Origin of the sequence: Sporosarcina sp. P25 (assembly GCF_002743235.1) — a bacterium.
Lineage (GTDB): Bacteria > Bacillota > Bacilli > Bacillales_A > Planococcaceae > Sporosarcina > Sporosarcina ureae_B.
Window position 1 is genome coordinate 101,265 of record NZ_PDYV01000005.1, and the last position, 18,501, is coordinate 119,765.

The following is an 18,501-nucleotide window of genomic DNA, read 5'->3' on the forward strand; positions in this document are numbered from 1 at the left end:
AGAAAAAACATCCGCCTTGCAGGAAAAAACTGCTTGGCGGATGTTTTTTGTTCTTACTGTGCTTCAATTTCTTGCGTTAGTTTCTCAATTTCATCTATTAACTCACCAATATATGAAATCGTATCGCGCAACGGTTTGTCTGTTGTGATGTCGATTCCCGCCATTTTTGCAAGTTCAGCTGGTTTTTTTGAACCACCTGCACGCAGAGTATTGAGCCAGTCTTCAACAGCTGGTTTTCCTTCTATTAATACGCGTTTTGCCATTTCAGTAGAAATGGTCAATCCTGCACTATATGTGTACGGATATAAGCCCATATAATAGTGAGGTTGACGCATCCAAGTCAATTCTGCACCATCATTTATCTTCACGCTATCGCCCCAGAATTCTTCGAGTACGCCGCGCTTCAAATCGTTCAAGATAGTTGCATTGACATTTCCGCCTGCATCCACTCGTTCGTACACTTTACGCTGGAACGCTGCTTCAAGTAAATGTGTCACGAAGTTATGGTAATACGTTCGTGCCACAATGGAAGACAGTACCCAACGCTTGAATTTCGGATCAGCGGAATTCTTCAATAAGTGATTGGCCATTAGCATTTCATTCATCGTAGAAGGGGCTTCAATAAAGTACAGTGACGATTCCGAATTAAACAGGTTTTGCGCTCCATGAGCGTAGTGGAAATGGCCGGCATGACCTAATTCATGCGCTAGTACAAAGACGTCTTCCATGCTGCCTGTCCAAGAGATCAAGATAAATGAACCGTTGCCATAAGGACTCGCACAAAATGCACCTGTGGATTTTCCTTCATTTTGAGCAAAATCAATCCAGCGTTCGGAATAGGCACGGTTCACCATGTCAAGATAATTATCTCCCATAACAGCAAGCGCATCATTCATATACTTCTTCGATTCCTCCACTGTAATGGAAGGTTCATATAACGGATCAATCGGCATTTTTAAGTCCGCAAACGTTATTTCGTCGAGATTATAAATTTTCTGAAGGAGTTTTGCATACTTTCGCATATGTGGTGCGAGTTCTTCCATAATCACATCGATTTGACGATTATACATAGAACGATCCACGTCTTGTTCCATCAATAAAAAGTCAATAACAGAGTCATACCCACGTAAGTCAGAAGTCGTTTTCTCCATCTGCACATGCATGTCATATGTTTTGGCGGTTGTGTGTTGATATTTACGCAATGTATCGCTGAATGTTTTAAACGCAGCACGTCTTATTAATGTTTTTGGTTCGGACTCCCATTTCCCTTCAAATGAAACATAGCTCAGTGGATAGGTTTTTCCATCTGCAGTGAAGTCAGGGAAGTCGATGTCTGCCATTTTCGTTGTATTATACATCGAATAAGGTGCTTGGAAAGAAGAAGAGAATGCAGCGAGTGTCTTCTCTACTTCAGGATGTAATTGATACGGTTTTTCCCGAATAATTTTATCGAATACAGTTGCATACTCCCCAGACTGTTTACTAGCTTGATGCAAAGTCTCTTCGGAAAGCGCTGTTAACTCACTCATCATGAAGGAAGTTTGGCTGCCGATTTTTGCGGCAATTGAACTCCATTTACTCTCTCTCAATTGCGCCCCATCATTTGTTAAATCCACACTTGCTGTCAGCTCAGCATAACTAGAAATCTTGACGAGCTTCTCTTGTAAACTGCGATAGGCATCCAATGCTACAATAGCCGAAGTTGAATCTATGATCGTGCCTTTATAATTTTTCTCAAAAGCGGTTGCTGCCGTTTCAGCATCTTTTACTGCTTTCTCGTAGTCCTGTTCATTTTCAAATAAGGTTTGTAAATTCCACGTTTCTTGTTCGTTAACTTGTGCACGTTTAGGTAAGCTTTTCGCCAATTTGAATCTCTCCTTCAAGTCGATTATTCGGTTGTCGAATTAATAGTATAATACAATGAATGTTCAGAGTACAAAATTACGGTTTATTGGAAAGTATGAATTCCATTAGCCAATCAACTTGTAAGGGGCCATTGACAACTTCATAATAAAGACGGTCATTGTGGATTAAAACCCCTTCCTCAACCAATACAGTCATACGATTTCCACTCTCATCATGTAGATCGATTGTGAAGAGCGGTTGATCATCAAATAATTCCAATGTATCGGGATCCACCCGCTCATAATCATAGGCTTGAAGAAATTGAAGTAAGCGGTCAACTTCTTCAACTTGGTCTACTTTCCAAGTAACGGCTTGCTCATTTTGCAGACCGGGTTGCCGAAAAGTGATGAATGAATAAGGAGATAAACCATTCAGTTGTTGTTCTTGCAATCGCTCAAAGGGATGGGAGGCAGCTTCGTCGATTGTCTGAATCATGACATAAAATCCTCCGGCCACTAGTAATGCCAAGATCACTCCACGTATTTTCATACTATTCTCCTCCTTCCATAAAATATCGTTTCTCACTAGTATATGAATGTAGTCAGGAAGATACGCACATAACTGGCCGTGCTACGAACGATATTTCGTTTTAGGTCGATATTTCAATATTCGGAATGTATAATAGAGAGACTTCATCTGAAAGGGAGGCAATAAATATGAAAGAATATGTTACACATGCGATTCAGGACAGTTATGCGGATGATTTTTCTTGGTGCTATGGTTGCGGACGACTCAATGAGGAAGGAAATCATTTCCGAACTGGTTGGGAAGGAGAGCAAACCGTTACGTATTCATTACCACCTAAAAAATATACGGCAATTCCAGGATTTGTGTATGGTGGGTTTCTTGCTTCATTTATGGATTGCCATGGCACAGGATCTTGTGCACTTGCCCTACATCAAAAAAATGGTCATGAACCTGGAGACGGGTCTGTACCGCCACGCTTTGTGACAGCTTCCTTGCAGATTACATACAGTAAGCCAACTCCACAAGGAAAAGTATTGAAAGCAATTGGAAACGTCACCGAAATTCATCCGAAGAAGTGGAAAGTAGCTGTAGAAATTTATGCTGAAGATGAATTATGTGCCACTGGAGAAGTGGTGGGAGTCGTCATGCCTACTACATTCACAAAGTAAAATAGACAACTAGATAAGGTGTGAACAGATGGTATGAATAACTCATCACAAACTGCCGTAGCGAATCCGGTATTTCCCATCATGATTGCGATTGCGGTTTGTCACTTATTTAACGATACGCTACAGGCGGTGATTCCAGCGATGTTGCCGATTTTGGAAAAAGAATATCAATTTAGTTATAAACAATTAGGCTATATTGTTTTTGCTCTAAATATCGTAGCATCTTTACTTCAACCAGTTGTTGGGTATCTTAGTGATCGTAAACCCAAGCCGTTTGCGTTGCCGATTGGTATGACATGTTCTTTAATTGGAATGGTGGGACTCGCATTAGCACCAAGCTATTGGCTGATTATTGTATCTGTTATGTTGCTCGGTTTAGGGTCGGCGGTCTTTCATCCTGAAGGTTCTCGCGTGTCGTTTTTGGCAGCGGGTGACAAGCGCGGACTTTCTCAGTCGATCTATCAAGTAGGAGGTAATTCGGGACAAGCACTTGCACCTTTGATCAGTGCTTTCGTTCTCGTTCCTCTTGGCCAAATAGGGGCAGCCGTTTTTGTATTAGTAGCCGCTGCTGGCATTGCTTTACTAACTCGTATCTCGCTATGGTATAAGAAACAGCTGAATGAAGAGCGTTTAGGTATGCGGAAGAAAGTATTATTAACAACGATGGAAAGTTTGTCAAAAAGACAAATCACCATTGCGCTAGTATTATTAATGATTATTATATTTGCGCGTTCATTCTATGTGACGAATATTACGAGCTTCTATATTTTCTATTTGATTGAATACTATGGCATGACGATTCAGCATGGCCAGTTGTATATTTTCTTATTCTTAGCTCTAGGCGCTGTCGGAACGTTTTTCGGTGGACCTATGGCAGACAGAATAGGACGAAAAAAAGTGATCGTCTTATCGCTTGTCGTGCCATTACCACTTAGTGTATTGCTTCCGTTTGCTCCCGTTTGGGGAATCATTTTATTATTACTCACGATCGGATTTTTTATTATGCTGAGTTTTTCCGTCACGGTGATTTACGCGCAAGAACTCGTGCCTTCTAAAATTGGCACGATGGCGGGACTAACTGTAGGATTAGCGTTTGGAATGGGTGCCATCGGTGCAGTTGCGATTGGAACGCTTATTGACTCGATTGGTATTTATCAAACGATGATTATCACGTCATTCTTGCCATTCATTGGTCTGGTTGGATTAGCTTTACCTCGTGATCAAAAGATTACATCAGCTTCATAATAGTAGGATCATCATGAAAAGTAGGTGTGCGGAATGAAAGTAGTCAATAATATGGCGGAATTAATCGGAGAGACTCCGCTAGTAAAAGTACGGACGCTCGGTGAAACTACTGGCGCTGAGGTTTATGTAAAATTGGAGTATTTCAACCCAAGCCGCAGTGTAAAGGATCGCGCGGCTTATCAAATGCTAGTAGAAGCCGAAAAAACGGGTGTACTAAAATCCGGTGCCACAATTATTGAGCCTACGTCAGGCAACACGGGAATTGGCTTGGCAATGAATGCTGCAGCAAAAGGATACCCAGCCATTTTTGTTATGCCGGATAACTCGACGATTGAGCGCATTAACTTAATGAAAGCCTATGGAGCGAAGGTTGTCTTAACACCTAGCTCAGAACGTATGCCAGGTGCGATCGCTAAAGCGAATGAAATCTCAGAGTCCATCGAGAATAGTTTTATTCCGATGCAGTTTGAAAATCAAGCAAATCCTGATAGTCATCGCCAGACGACGGCTGTAGAAATTATAGAAGCCATGCAATCAATCAATCGTAAATTGACGGCCTTTGTCTGTACGTCAGGAACGGGTGGTACGGTAACAGGAACAGGTGAATCATTAAAAGAACATGATCCAGCTATTACAGTTCATGTAGTTGAACCTGCAGGGTCACCGGTATTATCAGGTGGCAAACCAGGGAAACATAAACTGGTAGGTACAAGTCCTGGATTTATTCCAACTGTATTAAATACCCATGTCTACGATGAAATTTTCCGTATCGAAGATGATGACGCATACACAACCGTCAGACAGTTCGCAAGAGAAGGTGTTTTGCTCGGGCCATCAGGTGGTGCATCTCTCTATGCAGCATTACAAGTGGCTAAACGTTTGACTCCTGAAGATACAGTCGTTTGTATTGCGCCAGATTCTGGTGAACGATATTTATCAAGTGATTTATTTCAATAATATATGCTAAAAAACCTCTTCCCACATCGGGTAGAGGTTTTTTGGCGTAGGATTTCGGAATATACGTGATGGAAAACTATTACCTATAGTGTTTGTTTTCTTACTTTTAAATAGATTGAAAAAATAATCAGAAAGCCTATTGACAAAACCTACGTAAATGGTAGATTATATATATACAAAACATATAAAGTTAGTAGGGATTAAAAACATAATGAAACGCAAACTACTTACGAGGGGGAATCAACATGTATTTGGAAATTGAAGGCATTGAAAAGAGCTTTCCCCATAAGGAAAAGGGAACGGTCAAAGTACTAGATAATATCAATCTTGAAATAGAAAAAGGACAGTTTGTTTCCATTGTAGGTCCATCAGGTTGTGGAAAGTCCACTATGTTGTATTTGATTGCGGGACTGGAAAAAGCTGATCGTGGGAAGATCAGCATTAACGGAAAAGAAGTGAAAGGTTCAGGATCGGATCGAGTAGTCGTTTTTCAAGAAGCTGGATTATTTCCTTGGTTGACAGTACTCGATAACGTTACATACGGTTTACTTCTAAAGAAAATGTCGAAGAAAGAGGCAGAACAAAAAGCTATTGAAATGCTGAAGATGGTTCATTTAGGGAATTATATCGATTCCTATCCACATGAATTATCAGGAGGAATGAAACAACGTGTATCCATCGCACGTGCGCTTGTAATGGAGCCCGATATCTTATTAATGGATGAACCATTTGCCGCGTTGGATGAACAAACGCGCATGGTTCTTCATAAAGAATTATTGGATATTTGGAGAAAAACGAAAGTAACCGTTCTTTTCATTACACATAATATTCGTGAAGCGGTATTACTATCGCAAAAGATTGTAGTGTTTGCGACACGTCCGGGGAAAATTAAAGCAACTTTCAAATCAAATGATACAAAAGATGGTGTCATGCCGAGTGACGTGACGTTGCAACTGGAAAAGCAGATTTTAGCTGAACTGCAAGAAGAAATAGAGAAAGTGTTGAAGGAGGAGATGGGCGATGACTACAGCTTTAAGACGAATAGTATTTCTCGGGATACTAGTGGCGATATGGGAAGTCACATCTAGGCTATCGGATTTACCCGATTTTATGTTTCCGAGTTTCACACAAGTCATGTCGACGTTGGTTTCTGGTCTCGTCTCCGGTCAAATCCTCATTGCAATCGGTGCAAGTCTTAGCAGATTGTTAATCGGATTCACGATTGCTTCTATTCTTGGACTGGTGCTTGGTTATTTGATTTGGCGATACAAAATAGTGGAAGACACACTTGGTTTTCTTGTCACGGCTTTACAGTCTATTCCAAGTATTGTCTGGTTCCCACTTGCGATCATCTGGTTCGGTCTCAATGATTTTGCTATTTTATTTATCGTGACTTTAGGGGCGACTTGGACGATGATCGTTAACGCAACAAGCGGCTTTAAAAACGTACCCGTATTATATCAGCGTGTCGCCAAATCATTAGGATCAAGCGGTTTTCATTTTTTACGGACGGTGATCTTGCCAGCATCCGTACCACAATTGATCTCTGGTTTACGCATCGCTTGGGCATTCTCTTGGCGTGCGCTCATGGCTGGGGAATTACTAGGTGCCAGCGTAGGTCTCGGTCAACTACTAGAATCGGGCCGCGCACTTGGTCAAATGGATTTAGTTATTTCTGTCATGATTATCATCGGTGTGATCGGTACGATTATGGATAATGTATTATTCTTGCGTTTGGAACGCAGTGTTGAAAGAAAATGGGGAATTCGGGCGTGATACGCTTTAAGAAAAGGGGATCATTATATGAATAAGAAACTATTGGGTGTCTTGCTTTCTGTAATAGCCATTGTGGGAGTTTTGTCGGGATGTGGAAAAACAGACGTAGCCAGTGCGGATAAAAATGAAGTAACAATCGGATACTTCCCGAACTTAACACATATCGCAACAATTGTTGGACTGGAGAATAATTATTTCGCAGAAGAGTTCGGTGAAGACATCAAAGTTTCGACGAAGACGGTTAGTAACGGTGGGTTATTCATGGAGGCAATGGCTTCTAATTCCATAGATATCGGAACGGTTGGTCCTGGACCTGTCATCAACTATTATGTAAAAGATCCAAAGTATCATATTGTTTCTGGAGCAGTAAACGGCGGAGCGGTATTAGTAGCCAACGGTAAAAGTGGAATTAATGAATTAGCTGATCTAGATGGTAAGAGAATTGCGATTCCCGTAATCGGCAGTACGCAAGATGTAATGTTACGTAAGGCATTGAAAGACGTAGGTTTAAAGGCAAAAGCTAACGGTGGAACAGTGGAGTTTTTCGCCTCTGCACCAGCGGATACAGCGACATTATTTATTCAAGATTCAGTGGACGGCGCAGCAACACAAGAACCATGGGGGTATATTTTACAAAATCAGGCGAATGGTAAACTGATTCTTGACTGGGAAGACTTTGCTTGGGGTAAAGAATCTACGAATACAGTTGTCGCAACAAGCGATGCGTTTTTGAAAAACGAAAAACTATCGACTGCTTATTTGACAGCTCACGCAAAAGCAGTTCAATTCATTCGGGATGAGCCAGAAAAAGCACAACAGCTAGTAGTGAAGCATATCAAAGATTTGACTGGAAAAGAAATTGCCCGTGATGAATTAGAAGCGGCATTCACACGAATTGAAGTTACAACAGATGTAAATGAGGACGTGTTGCAAGAGATGGCTGATATCAGTCAAGAGGCAGATTATATCAAGACGAATGAAATTGATGGATTGATTGATTTGGAAGCCATTAAAAAAATTACAGCAAACTAATAGTAAGCGAGTATCCATTGTGGATGCTCGTTTTTTTAATTCCGTTTCGTTTGATAAGTTGCAATAAAACAGGATATGCTAGTATACAGATAGAACATAATTTCGCTAGTTGAAAGGATGAAGACCGTGCTGGCAGATTTATTGAACGAATCAAAACGTACTATCGTCTATACAGGAGCTGGGATGTCGACAGAAAGTGGGCTACCTGATTTCCGTTCCGCTAAAACGGGCATGTGGGAAACAGAAGATCCTGCCAAAGTAGCAAGCATAACTGCTCTCAATCAGCAGGTAGACCAGTTTTTTCAGTTTTATAAACAACGGGTCATAGCAGCAAAAGAAACAGGACCGCATAAAGGGCATGATATTTTAGCTAAGTGGGAAGAGGACGGCCTGATCCATGGAATTATTACGCAAAACGTTGATGGTTTCCATACGATGGCGGGCTCGAAAAACGTCATGGAACTTCATGGGACTCTTCGGAATGTCCATTGTGAAACTTGTGGAAAAGTATACGGTAACGAACGCTACGAACAAGATGCGTTTTACTGTGATTGTGGCGGTACGTTGCGTCCATCAGTTGTCTTATTCGGAGAAATGCTGCCCGAAGAAGCATTTATTCAAGCGATTTTTGAAAGTGAGAAAGCTGATCTTTTCATTGTACTAGGTTCATCATTAACCGTTACACCTGCGAATCAATTTCCGCTCATCGCAAAAGAGCAAGGCGCGAAGTTAGTTATTATTAATATGGAACCTACAGAAATGGATCGCTTTGCCGATCTCGTTATCAATGAACGCAAAATTGGAGAAATATTGAATGAAGCAAACCAACAAGTAGATAGGTAGTAATTTGAGATAGAAGAATGAGCGTAATAGACAAGTAATTTTCATACCACTTTTCTAATACGCTACTCTTCTTGTCTCCATTTTTATAGAAGAAGAGAGGGGAAACGACTTGAAAATTTTCCATACAGCAGACTGGCATCTCGGCAAGCTCGTGCAAGGAATCTATATGACAGAAGATCAGCGTTATATTTTACAGACTTTTATAGAAGAAATTAAAAGAGAACAACCGGATGCGATCATTATAGCAGGGGATCTGTATGATCGTGCAATTCCGCCAACTGAAGCGGTAGGTTTGTTGAATGACGTTCTACAGGAGATTGTAATGGATTTGAAAATACCTGTCATCGCTATTGCAGGAAACCACGATAGCCCTAGCCGCCTTCATTTTGGAAGTACGTTCATGAAAGACCAAGGTTTATACATAACAGGAGAATGGTCCCCACACTTGTCACCAGTAAAGCTCCAAGACGAATATGGTGATGTCTATTTTCATTTAATACCCTATGCGGATCCTTCGATTGTCCGTCACTTGCTTGAAGATGAGTCGATTTCCAGTCATCAACAAGCTATGAAGAAAATCATCGAGCGTATAGAGATGTCTATGGATCAAGGCGCTCGACATGTGTTTGTCGGTCATGCATTCATCACTACGCATGGTGAGAAAGAAGAAAATACTAGTGATGCAGAACGACCATTATCGATTGGCGGGGCTGAATATGTTTCTTCAGATTTATTCGAGCCGTTTCATTATACAGCGCTTGGTCACTTGCATCAGGCGCATTTTGTAGGCAATGAAACAATTCGTTACTCAGGTTCACCATTAAAGTATTCCATATCGGAAGAGAATCATCAAAAAGGATACCTCATTGTGGAGCTCGGAGAAAAAGGCGAAGTGGAAATTGAAAAAAAGCTACTGACTCCGCTTCATGATGTGAGAACGGTTGAAGGAACGATAGAAGATCTATTAAAGATGCCTCACAATGAAGACTATGTGTTCGTCAAGCTACTTGATACAGTACCAGTCATTCAACCGATGGAGAAAATTCGTTCCGTTTTTCCGAATGCTATGCATGTAGAACGTAAACTTTTTGCTTCTTCGACAGACAGTCTTGGTGGAACAGTGACTGTTGAGAAAAAAGAAGATGACCAAGCAATGTTTGCTTCGTTCTTTAAAGAACTTCAAGGCGAAGAAGTAGACGAAGAAATGAAAGAGTTATTCGCTGAAGTTTTGTGGGACGTGATGAAGGAGGAAGACCGTGCATGAAACCAATTATATTAACCATGACAGCATTTGGACCGTATAAAGACAAGGAAATTGTTGATTTTCGTGATTTGAAAGAACATCGTTTATTTGTCATTTCCGGAAAAACGGGTGCAGGGAAAACTACGATCTTTGATGGCATTTGTTTCGCATTATATGGACAGGCAAGCGGAGAGGATCGTACAGACACAAAAGCATTGCGCAGTCAGTTTGCGGATGACGACATGCAGACAACTGTAGAATTGACGTTTGATATCCATAACCGTCGATTCCGTGTCGTGCGTCAAATACCTTACAGAAAAAAAGGCAATAGATCGGATACATTAGGCCGTTGCGAATTATTTGAAGAAAAAGATGAGCGATTCGTTCCGGCGGTAGATCGTCAAATTGTTACGGAGGTAAATGATAAGATTGAACAGTTACTAGGCTTTACGCATGCACAGTTTAGTCAAATCATGATGTTGCCTCAAGGGGAATTTCGCAAATTCTTAACATCCGATACGGGAAATAAGGAAACCATCATGCGGAAAATCTTTAAAACGGAACCGTACCAAAAAATTGTCGAACGGTTAAAAGTGAAAAAAGAAGAAGCGAATGCTGAATATCTTCGCGAAAAACAGTTGAGTGATACGATTCTTCATCAAATACCAGCGAAGTTACCTGTACGTGACTCTTTATTATTTACAGAATTACAATCAGAGTACCCAAACTACCATCAGCTCGTATTAGGTCTTCAACAAGAACATGCATATCATGAAATACAATCTAAAGAAACACATAAAGAATATACTAGACTTTATAAAGTTCATAATGAAAAACAACAAGAATTGCATGAAGCCCGTTCAATTAATGAACAATTTGCCAAGCTACTGCAACGCCAAAAAGAACTGGAAGGATTGCAGGCGAAGCAAGCAGAGATGAAAACTCTCGAACAGCAATTGCAGCAAGCAGAACGAGCCGCGAGATTAGAAGATGTAGAACAACAAGTGAAGTCTAATGAAATAGAGTGGCAGAAAAAAGAGCGAAGTCACTCTGAAGCTGTCACATTTCTTGCTGATGCAGAGGAAATGCTAGTGTCTGCAAAAGCTTCATATGAACAGGAACTAGCTAAAGAAGCTGAGCGAAACGAAGTAAAAGAACAGGTACTTACGTTGAAAAATTTACTTCCAACCGTATCTGGACTCACCGCGCAACGTCAAGAGTTAGAGTCACTTAACAACACAGTAGATCGAGTAGAGAAATCCTTGCTAGTGAATCAGCAAGCAGCAAAGCGACAAAAAGAATCCATTACTGTGCAGAGAAATGAAATGATTGAATTGGAGACTTCATTAGAAGTATACGAACAGTTAGTGGATCAACTTTCAACTTGCAAAGCCGTCGCAAAGCAAGTGGCTACATACAAGCAACAACTAATACAACGGCAGGAATTTGAGACAGATTTTAACATAGCTAATCAACAAATAGAGCATTATACTGCTGTCTATCAAGACCTTGAGAATCGTTGGATTAATAATCAGGCGGTAGCCCTTGCTGCTTCACTTCATGACGGAGAGTCTTGTCCAGTTTGCGGTAGTATCGACCATCCAGCTAAAGCTGAAGTTGCAGAATCTGAACACGTATCGAAGCAACAATTAGACACGGCTAAGCTAGAGTTAACGAATAAAGTACAGACCTTCCATACTAAGCAGGCACAATTGCAACAACTCCAGCAACGTATTGAATTAAGTAAAGCTGAATTGGATGAGCAACAAGTAGATTTGAATCGTGATTATCAAAAAGAACAAGCAGATCTGACGGAAGAAGTAGCTGTCCTTAGAAATAAGCGAGAGGTATTGAAACAAAAGAAAGACCAACAAAACCAAGCGCAGAAGGCCATGGAAGAACTTACCGAAGAAATGAATACATTAGAACAGCAACGCAATGAATCCAAAGCAGAGCTTGAAACGAAACGTGCGCTCTATAACTATGCGTTAACAAAGGTACCTGAAAATTTACAGGAACTATCCGCATTGCAACAACAAATTACTTCTAAAGAAACAGCCAGTCAACAACTTGAAAATGCTTGGAAAACCATCCAACAGAAATTACAAGACGCCTCGACTGAGAAAATAAAATGGGAGTCCCGAGAGATTCTAGAGAAGAAGTCGCTAGCAGATATGAGAGAGAAAGTAGACCAAAGTTCAGCTTTCTTTACAAAAAGGTTGACAGAAGAGGGCTTTACCTCGCAAGAAAATTATATGCAAGTGAAACTGCCGCCTTCAAAACGTCAGGCTATCCAGCAACAACTTCAAGTATTTGCCCAAACGCTTCATACGCTACAATCATCCGTAGAAGAACTCAAAAAGTCTGTAGAGGGTAAACAGCAAGTGGATTTGGAAGTCATGGAACACCAGATAGAAGCAATGAAAACACAATACGAAGAAGCGTTTGCGTTGTCCAATCAATCAAAAGCACGAGAACAAGCAGCACAGGATCTGTATACTGAATTGAAAACTAGCAAATCTAAGGAAGCAGAGCTAGAAAGAACTTATGGAAAGATTACGAATCTCTATGATCTAGTCCGTGGTCAAAACCATTTGAAGATTTCCTTTGAGCGTTATATTCAAATCGAGTATTTGGAGCGCATCATTCAAGCTGCGAATATTCGTCTGCGTGATCTTTCAAATGGACAGTATGAACTCGTCCGTAGTGATCGTCAGGAAACTAGAGGGAAACAAAGTGGCTTAGGTATAGACGTCCATGACGCGTATACAGGGCAGACGCGAGACGTTAAGACGTTATCAGGTGGTGAAAAATTTAATGCCTCATTATGTTTGGCGCTGGGTATGGCGGATGTCATTCAAAGCTTCCAAGGGGCTGTTCGTATGGAGACGATGTTTATTGATGAAGGATTCGGCGCGTTGGATGAAGAGGCTATTCAGAAAGCGATAGATACTCTAATCGCTCTTCAGCAATCGGGGAGAATGATCGGCATCATTTCCCATATCGATGAAATGAAAGAAGCGATCCCTGCGACATTGCAAGTAACCAAGTTAAGAGAGGGTTACAGCAAAACGAACATTGTACTGAGTTGATGTAGCACGGATAGTAGTGAAGCACAGCTAATCTACTGTGAAATGGAAATCCCCAACTACTACCTATCATTTCTAAGTCGTTTAGTATTTAGCTTCTACGTCTAAACTGATCTCAATCGAGGTCAGTTTTTTCTATTTAAAAATTCTATTGCAGATCTTGATAAATAGTCTGTAAGTTGGCAATATAGACAACAGTTAAATGATTTGACTAGCTGTTGATTTTCTAAATTGGGAAGAGTAATATAAGGGAACGTGATATATTGCATACAAATTAATGCGGTTGACTTTGGGAGGAATTTTATACATATGGAGAAGAAACTATCATTTTCATCAAGTCTCGTTATTGGAGTTATGCTATTCGCATTATTTTTTGGAGCAGGCAATTTAATTTTCCCTGCAGAGCTCGGACAGCTCGCTGGAGATCAAACGTGGAAAGCTATGGCCGGTTTTTTATTCACAGGTGTAGGTTTGCCTTTTCTAGGTATTTTAGCTATTGGTTTTTCTGGCAAGAAAGATTTGCAAGACTTGGCAAGTCGGATTCACCCGGTATACGCTGTTCTTTTTACAGCCATATTGTACTTGACGATTGGCCCGTTTTTCGCAGCGCCACGAACAGGAGCTGTGGCATTTGATATTGGTGTGGCTCCATTTTTAAATGGGTTTTCTATTGATCTCGCTCGTTTTCTATTTACATTGGCTTTCTTTGGCATCAGCATGTGGTTATCACTGAACCCTGCTAAAATCGTCGATCGAGTTGGTAAATTTTTGTCACCACTCATTATTATTATATTAATTGGCTTAATTGGAATGACGCTTCTCAGTCCGATGGGAAGTGCGCAAGTATCGCAAGCACCTTATAAAGAAACACCATTCTTTACGGGTTTTCTTGAAGGGTACAATACGATGGATGCATTGGCTTCGCTCGTTTTCGGCATCATTGTCATCAACGCATTGCGTGCAATGGGCATTACGAATAAAAAGCAAATATTGGCTTCTACGGCTAAGACAGGATTTGTGGCAGCCGGATTTTTAGCCATTATATATATAGGTATTGCTTATCTAGGTGCCACATCGGTTGATCTATTTGGTTATCTTGATGGTGGCGGTTCCGTGTTAAGCGAAACTTCCTCTCATTTATTCGGTACGACGGGACTAGTGTTGCTTGGTGTCGTGATTATGCTTGCCTGTCTTACAACGGCGATTGGGCTACTCACTGCATGTGGAGAGTACTTCCATTCGATCATCCCAAAAATCAGCTATAAACTTTTTGTAGTATTCTTTTCAATATTCTGTTTGGTCGTAGCCAATTTCGGGCTAGCGAATATTATCAATTACTCGCTTCCTGTACTGGTTCTACTGTATCCACTGGCCATGGTATTAATCTTGTTGACGTTTACCGGCCCTTTATTCCATCAATCTCGCTTGGTATATCGAACAGCAACTGTAACGGCATTCCTTGTCAGTTTCGTTGAGGCGCTCGTGAAATTTTACTCACTAGTAGAGAAGACCATGCCGAATTGGCTTGCGACTGTACATGAGGCATATATAGCATATATCCCGTATTATACAGAAGGCATCGGCTGGTTAGTTCCTGTCTTGATCGCGACTGTCGCAACAGCTATTGTGGCGGTAATAAACAATAAAAGAGTGCAAGATCTCCACGTTATCTCCACTACTGAAAAATCATAAAAAAGGAGTGGATCCGGAATGGCCAGGCCTTATCGGTTGTCATAAGGTTGGCCGTTAAGAACGATGGACTTCAGTAGGAAGTGCTTCGGCCTCTTCTATAGGAAAAGTCAGCTGTTCTGTGGTCTACTGGTCAAAGTAATTTTTTGATTGCACATAAAAATCGTCCTTTCGTAGAGAGTTTTGGTGACTTTATTCTACTAGAAAGGACGTTTTTTTTTTGTAATTTTTTATCCATCATACCGAGTGGATTGGAGTGGAAGGCGGCGACTCGGGGAGGATCAGGCCGACAGGTGAGACACCCAGCGAGCAAAGCGAGGGGTGTGGCTCACCGCGGGCCCTCCCGAACGCGTCCGCCTGTAACGGAAATGAATGGGGGAAAGAGGATTCTTTATTTGTTTCAAAAGAAAGGGCTGCCACAGAAAATCAGTTTTTACTGACTTTCTGGACAGCCCCTTTTCCTATCTATTTATGCATCCGCTTTTTCAATCGAATGAAACTCCTCGATGGCGCGTAACCAATTTTCTCTCATAACTTTGGTAACTTGCTCACCATTACGCTTACTCATTAAATCTATGATCTGTTCATGTTCTTCAATCGACTGCTCCGTCAATATAATGGAATTATGAAAGAAGAGTCTACGCACGTGAGCTTGTAGCGAGACAAGCATCGAGGAAATGTATGGATTATTGGCTGTGTCCACAATGATTTGATGGAACTTTTCATCGGTTTTCAAAGCTTGGAAATAATCTTCTTTTTCAACTGCTAGCGCGAATTTCTTATTCGTTTCTCGCAATTTCTTAATAATACTTTCGGTTAAATTGGGTATGGAAAGTTCAGCTGATAATGCTTGCAGCGCAGCGAGTGGAGGGAGCAAGTCCGAAATAGACTCACGATCTACGTCCGTCACTTGTGTTGCTTTACCTGGAAACATTTGAACAAATCCTTGAACTTCTAATAATTGTAGTGACTCTCGTATAGGCGTTCGGCTCACTCCAAGGGCTTCTGCCAATTCCACGTCATTTAGTTTTTCACCGGGCTGTAGAGTTCCATCGATAATCCATTTCTGAAGTTGACTAAATGCATTTTCCTTAGCAGTCTTTCGTATGGGTTGTGCGTGGTTAGTTGGTATAGGCAAATTATCACACCATCTTTCTCCAAAAGTAGTCTTCACACCATGTTTATTTCACTAATTGCTAATATACAATATACTACAACTTTTTCCTGTTGTTTAACAGTATTAAGCATGTTGTAAAATAACGATTAGGAATTACTATAAAATTAAATTAAGATGATATTTAAAAAGTGTTGTGATAAATGCAAAAAGTCCTTGTAGTTTCCACCTAGATTTGATAGATTAATGTCTATACGTGATTTGCTTTTTTAGTAGATTTAATTTTACGAATCTTTAAAAAAAGGTTATTGCAAATCTGGTAATTGTTTGGTATCGTTTACATGTGTACTACAACAAATATTTATTCGAATACGCTGTAATATATTATCAATTCATGTTGGTGATGAAAGCGGTTTCATTGAAACGGGGGGAAAAGGAACTAATTTACTACGTTATATAAAATAGAAAGGGGATTAACTAATGACTAATCAAGTGGCACGTGGGAAATCCACAATGGACTATGAAAAGCTTGTTCAATCAGAAGACTTTAAAGGTCTGGTAAAAAGAAAAAAGACCTTCGCTACACCTTTTGTTATTTTCTTCTTCGCAGCGTACTTTATTCTTCCACTATTAACTGGTTATACAAAAATTTTAGAAAAACCTGCAATTGGTGCAATGACATGGACTTGGGTTTATGCATTCTCCATGTTCATTATGGTATGGGTATTCACGTCCGTATACATGAATAAAGCAAAACACTTTGATGTTGAAGTGGACAAGATTATAGAGAAAAATGTTTTAAAATAAGGGGGTTGTGTTCATGAGTTGGATTTCATATGTTATATTCTTCGCAGTAATCGCGCTGACGCTCTACATTACATATTGGGCGGCAAAGCAAACGACTACGGCAAGTGATTTTTATACTGCTGGTGGTTCATTAACAGGCTGGCAAAATGGTATGGCAATTGCTGGTGACTACTTATCCGCAGCATCTTTCCTAGGTATCGCAGGTGCGATTTCACTTAACGGATTTGATGGCTTCTACTACAGTATTGGTTGGTTAACGGCTTATCTCGTGGTGTTATTCTTAATTGCTGAACCACTACGTAACTTAGGTAAGTTTACGATGGCAGATATGATCGGTGCTCGTTTCGGCGCTAAGAAAGTGCGTGGAGCAGCAGCGTTGAACACAATTACTATCGTAATGTTCTATATGCTTGCACAATTAGTTGGTGCGGGTGCTCTTATTAAATTATTATTCGGCATCGAGTATTGGATGGCAGTTCTAATCGTTGGAACGATGATGTTAATCTACGTTCTATTCGGCGGAATGACTGCGACAAGCTGGGTACAAATCGTCAAGGCTATTCTTTTGATGTTAGGTACAATCATTATTTCCTTCTTGGTTCTTATGAAGTTTAACTTCAATTTCATCGGTATGTTCGAGACAATGAAAACTGCTACTCCACATGGTGAAGCATTCCTTCATTCAGGGGTTGTTTATACAGACACAATTGGACTTATTTCAGTATTAATCGCATTAGTTTTAGGTACTGCTGGACTTCCACACATCTTAATGCGTTTCTTCACGGTTAAAGATGCGAAAACAGCACGTTCTTCCGTTATTTATTCTGTATGGATTATTGGTATCTTCTATGTATTGACGATCTTCCTTGGATTTGGTGCAGCTAAATTCGTTGGATCAGACGCAATCATCGCAGAAAATGCCGCTGGGAACATGGCAGCACCGATGCTTGCTGGAGTTCTTGGAGGAGACGCACTTGAATCCTTCGTTGCAGCTGTTGCTTTCGCGACAATCCTAGCAGTTGTTGCAGGTCTTGTACTTTCAGGTGCTTCTGCAATCGCTCACGATATTTACGGACAAATCTTCAAAAATGGTAATGTAACTGAGAAACAACAAGTTGCAGCAGCTCGTTGGGCTTCTATCGCAATTGGTGTTGCTTCTATCCTTCTTGCACTTGGTTCTGAAAAGTTGAACGTTGCGTTCTTAGTATCACTGGCATTCTGTGTTGCTGCATCCGCAAACGTACCCACTATTCTGTTAACGATTTATTGGAAGAAGTTCAATACGACAGGTGCTGTTGCTTCCATGTTGACAGGATTAATCGTTGCACTAGTTCTGGTTGCAATCAGCCCATCAGTAATGAACCCAGTTGAAGGAGCTACTCTTATCACTGGTAATCCGATCTTCCCATATGCTAACCCGGCTATCGTATCTGTACCTGCAGGATTCCTTGCTGCATTCATTGGTACACTTGTTAGCTCTAAGCGTCATGAGAAAGATGAAGTTTCTTATGCAGAAGTTCGTTTCAAAGCGGAAACTGGCTACAAAGAGCTTGATCTATAATAATTACTTGCTATTCAACTAATGGTTCCCTCTTCTACAAGCACGACAGAAGAGGGAGCCATTTTTTGTTGAAAGGATATTGAATGTAAATATATAGGTACTGA

Annotated in this window: 15 protein-coding genes; 12 read left to right on the forward strand and 3 right to left on the reverse strand. The window is 40.7% G+C overall.

All coding sequences use genetic code 11. The features are described 5' to 3' along the window. Window positions 1–53 precede the first annotated feature (53 nt). A complete protein-coding gene (gene pepF / locus CSV70_RS06575; protein ID WP_099628740.1) occupies window positions 54–1,865 on the reverse strand; it encodes an oligoendopeptidase F in 1,812 nt (603 codons plus the stop codon). 76 nt (window positions 1,866–1,941) lie between these two features. After that, on the reverse strand, window positions 1,942–2,394 hold the full coding sequence (locus CSV70_RS06580; protein ID WP_099627105.1) for a hypothetical protein: 453 nt from the start codon (window positions 2,392–2,394) through the stop codon (window positions 1,942–1,944). Window positions 2,395–2,561: 167 nt separating this feature from the next. Here CSV70_RS06580 and CSV70_RS06585 point away from each other — a divergent pair, with 167 nt between their 5' ends. From CSV70_RS06585 to brnQ, 10 genes are all read left to right on the forward strand, one after another. Continuing rightward, window positions 2,562–3,041, forward strand: a complete 480-nt coding sequence (locus CSV70_RS06585) for a PaaI family thioesterase (RefSeq protein ID WP_099628741.1) — start codon at window positions 2,562–2,564, stop codon at window positions 3,039–3,041. A gap of 33 nt (window positions 3,042–3,074) precedes the next feature. Then, window positions 3,075–4,286, forward strand: coding sequence for an MFS transporter (locus tag CSV70_RS06590; protein WP_099627106.1), 1,212 nt, complete (start codon window positions 3,075–3,077; stop codon window positions 4,284–4,286). 33 nt (window positions 4,287–4,319) lie between these two features. Next, on the forward strand, window positions 4,320–5,243 hold the full coding sequence (gene cysK, locus CSV70_RS06595) for a cysteine synthase A (RefSeq protein ID WP_099628742.1): 924 nt from the start codon (window positions 4,320–4,322) through the stop codon (window positions 5,241–5,243). 245 nt (window positions 5,244–5,488) lie between these two features. Further along, complete coding sequence (locus CSV70_RS06600; protein ID WP_099628743.1) at window positions 5,489–6,331, forward strand: ABC transporter ATP-binding protein; 843 nt, start codon at window positions 5,489–5,491, stop codon at window positions 6,329–6,331. Beyond that, a complete protein-coding gene (locus CSV70_RS06605) occupies window positions 6,264–7,019 on the forward strand; it encodes an ABC transporter permease (protein ID WP_085131288.1) in 756 nt (251 codons plus the stop codon). The genes CSV70_RS06600 and CSV70_RS06605 overlap by 68 nt, the downstream gene beginning before the upstream one ends. Window positions 7,020–7,046: 27 nt before the next feature. After that, the gene (locus CSV70_RS06610) at window positions 7,047–8,051 is read left to right on the forward strand and encodes an aliphatic sulfonate ABC transporter substrate-binding protein (protein WP_085131287.1); all 1,005 of its coding nucleotides are present in this window, start codon (window positions 7,047–7,049) and stop codon (window positions 8,049–8,051) included. A gap of 126 nt (window positions 8,052–8,177) precedes the next feature. Next, entirely contained in the window at window positions 8,178–8,894 is a 717-nt protein-coding gene (locus CSV70_RS06615; RefSeq protein WP_099628744.1) for an NAD-dependent deacylase, read from the forward strand. Between the two features lie 109 nt (window positions 8,895–9,003). Further along, window positions 9,004–10,158: an exonuclease SbcCD subunit D gene (locus tag CSV70_RS06620; protein ID WP_099628745.1), complete on the forward strand. Its 1,155-nt coding sequence runs from the start codon at window positions 9,004–9,006 to the stop codon at window positions 10,156–10,158. Next, window positions 10,155–13,229, forward strand: a complete 3,075-nt coding sequence (locus tag CSV70_RS06625; protein WP_099628746.1) for an AAA family ATPase — start codon at window positions 10,155–10,157, stop codon at window positions 13,227–13,229. Before CSV70_RS06620 ends, CSV70_RS06625 begins: the two co-directional genes overlap by 4 nt. A gap of 306 nt (window positions 13,230–13,535) precedes the next feature. Beyond that, entirely contained in the window at window positions 13,536–14,918 is a 1,383-nt protein-coding gene (gene brnQ, locus CSV70_RS06630) for a branched-chain amino acid transport system II carrier protein (RefSeq protein ID WP_099628747.1), read from the forward strand. Between the two features lie 466 nt (window positions 14,919–15,384). Here the strand turns inward: brnQ and CSV70_RS06635 are convergent, their stop codons facing one another. Then, complete coding sequence (locus CSV70_RS06635; protein ID WP_099628748.1) at window positions 15,385–16,053, reverse strand: GntR family transcriptional regulator; 669 nt, start codon at window positions 16,051–16,053, stop codon at window positions 15,385–15,387. Between the two features lie 456 nt (window positions 16,054–16,509). On the opposite strand from CSV70_RS06635, the gene CSV70_RS06640 reads away from it, so the two are divergent. Beyond that, on the forward strand, window positions 16,510–16,836 hold the full coding sequence (locus CSV70_RS06640) for a DUF485 domain-containing protein (RefSeq protein WP_085131280.1): 327 nt from the start codon (window positions 16,510–16,512) through the stop codon (window positions 16,834–16,836). A 13-nt stretch (window positions 16,837–16,849) separates the two neighbouring features. Then, a complete protein-coding gene (locus tag CSV70_RS06645) occupies window positions 16,850–18,397 on the forward strand; it encodes a solute symporter family protein (RefSeq protein WP_085131279.1) in 1,548 nt (515 codons plus the stop codon). Window positions 18,398–18,501 lie beyond the last annotated feature (104 nt).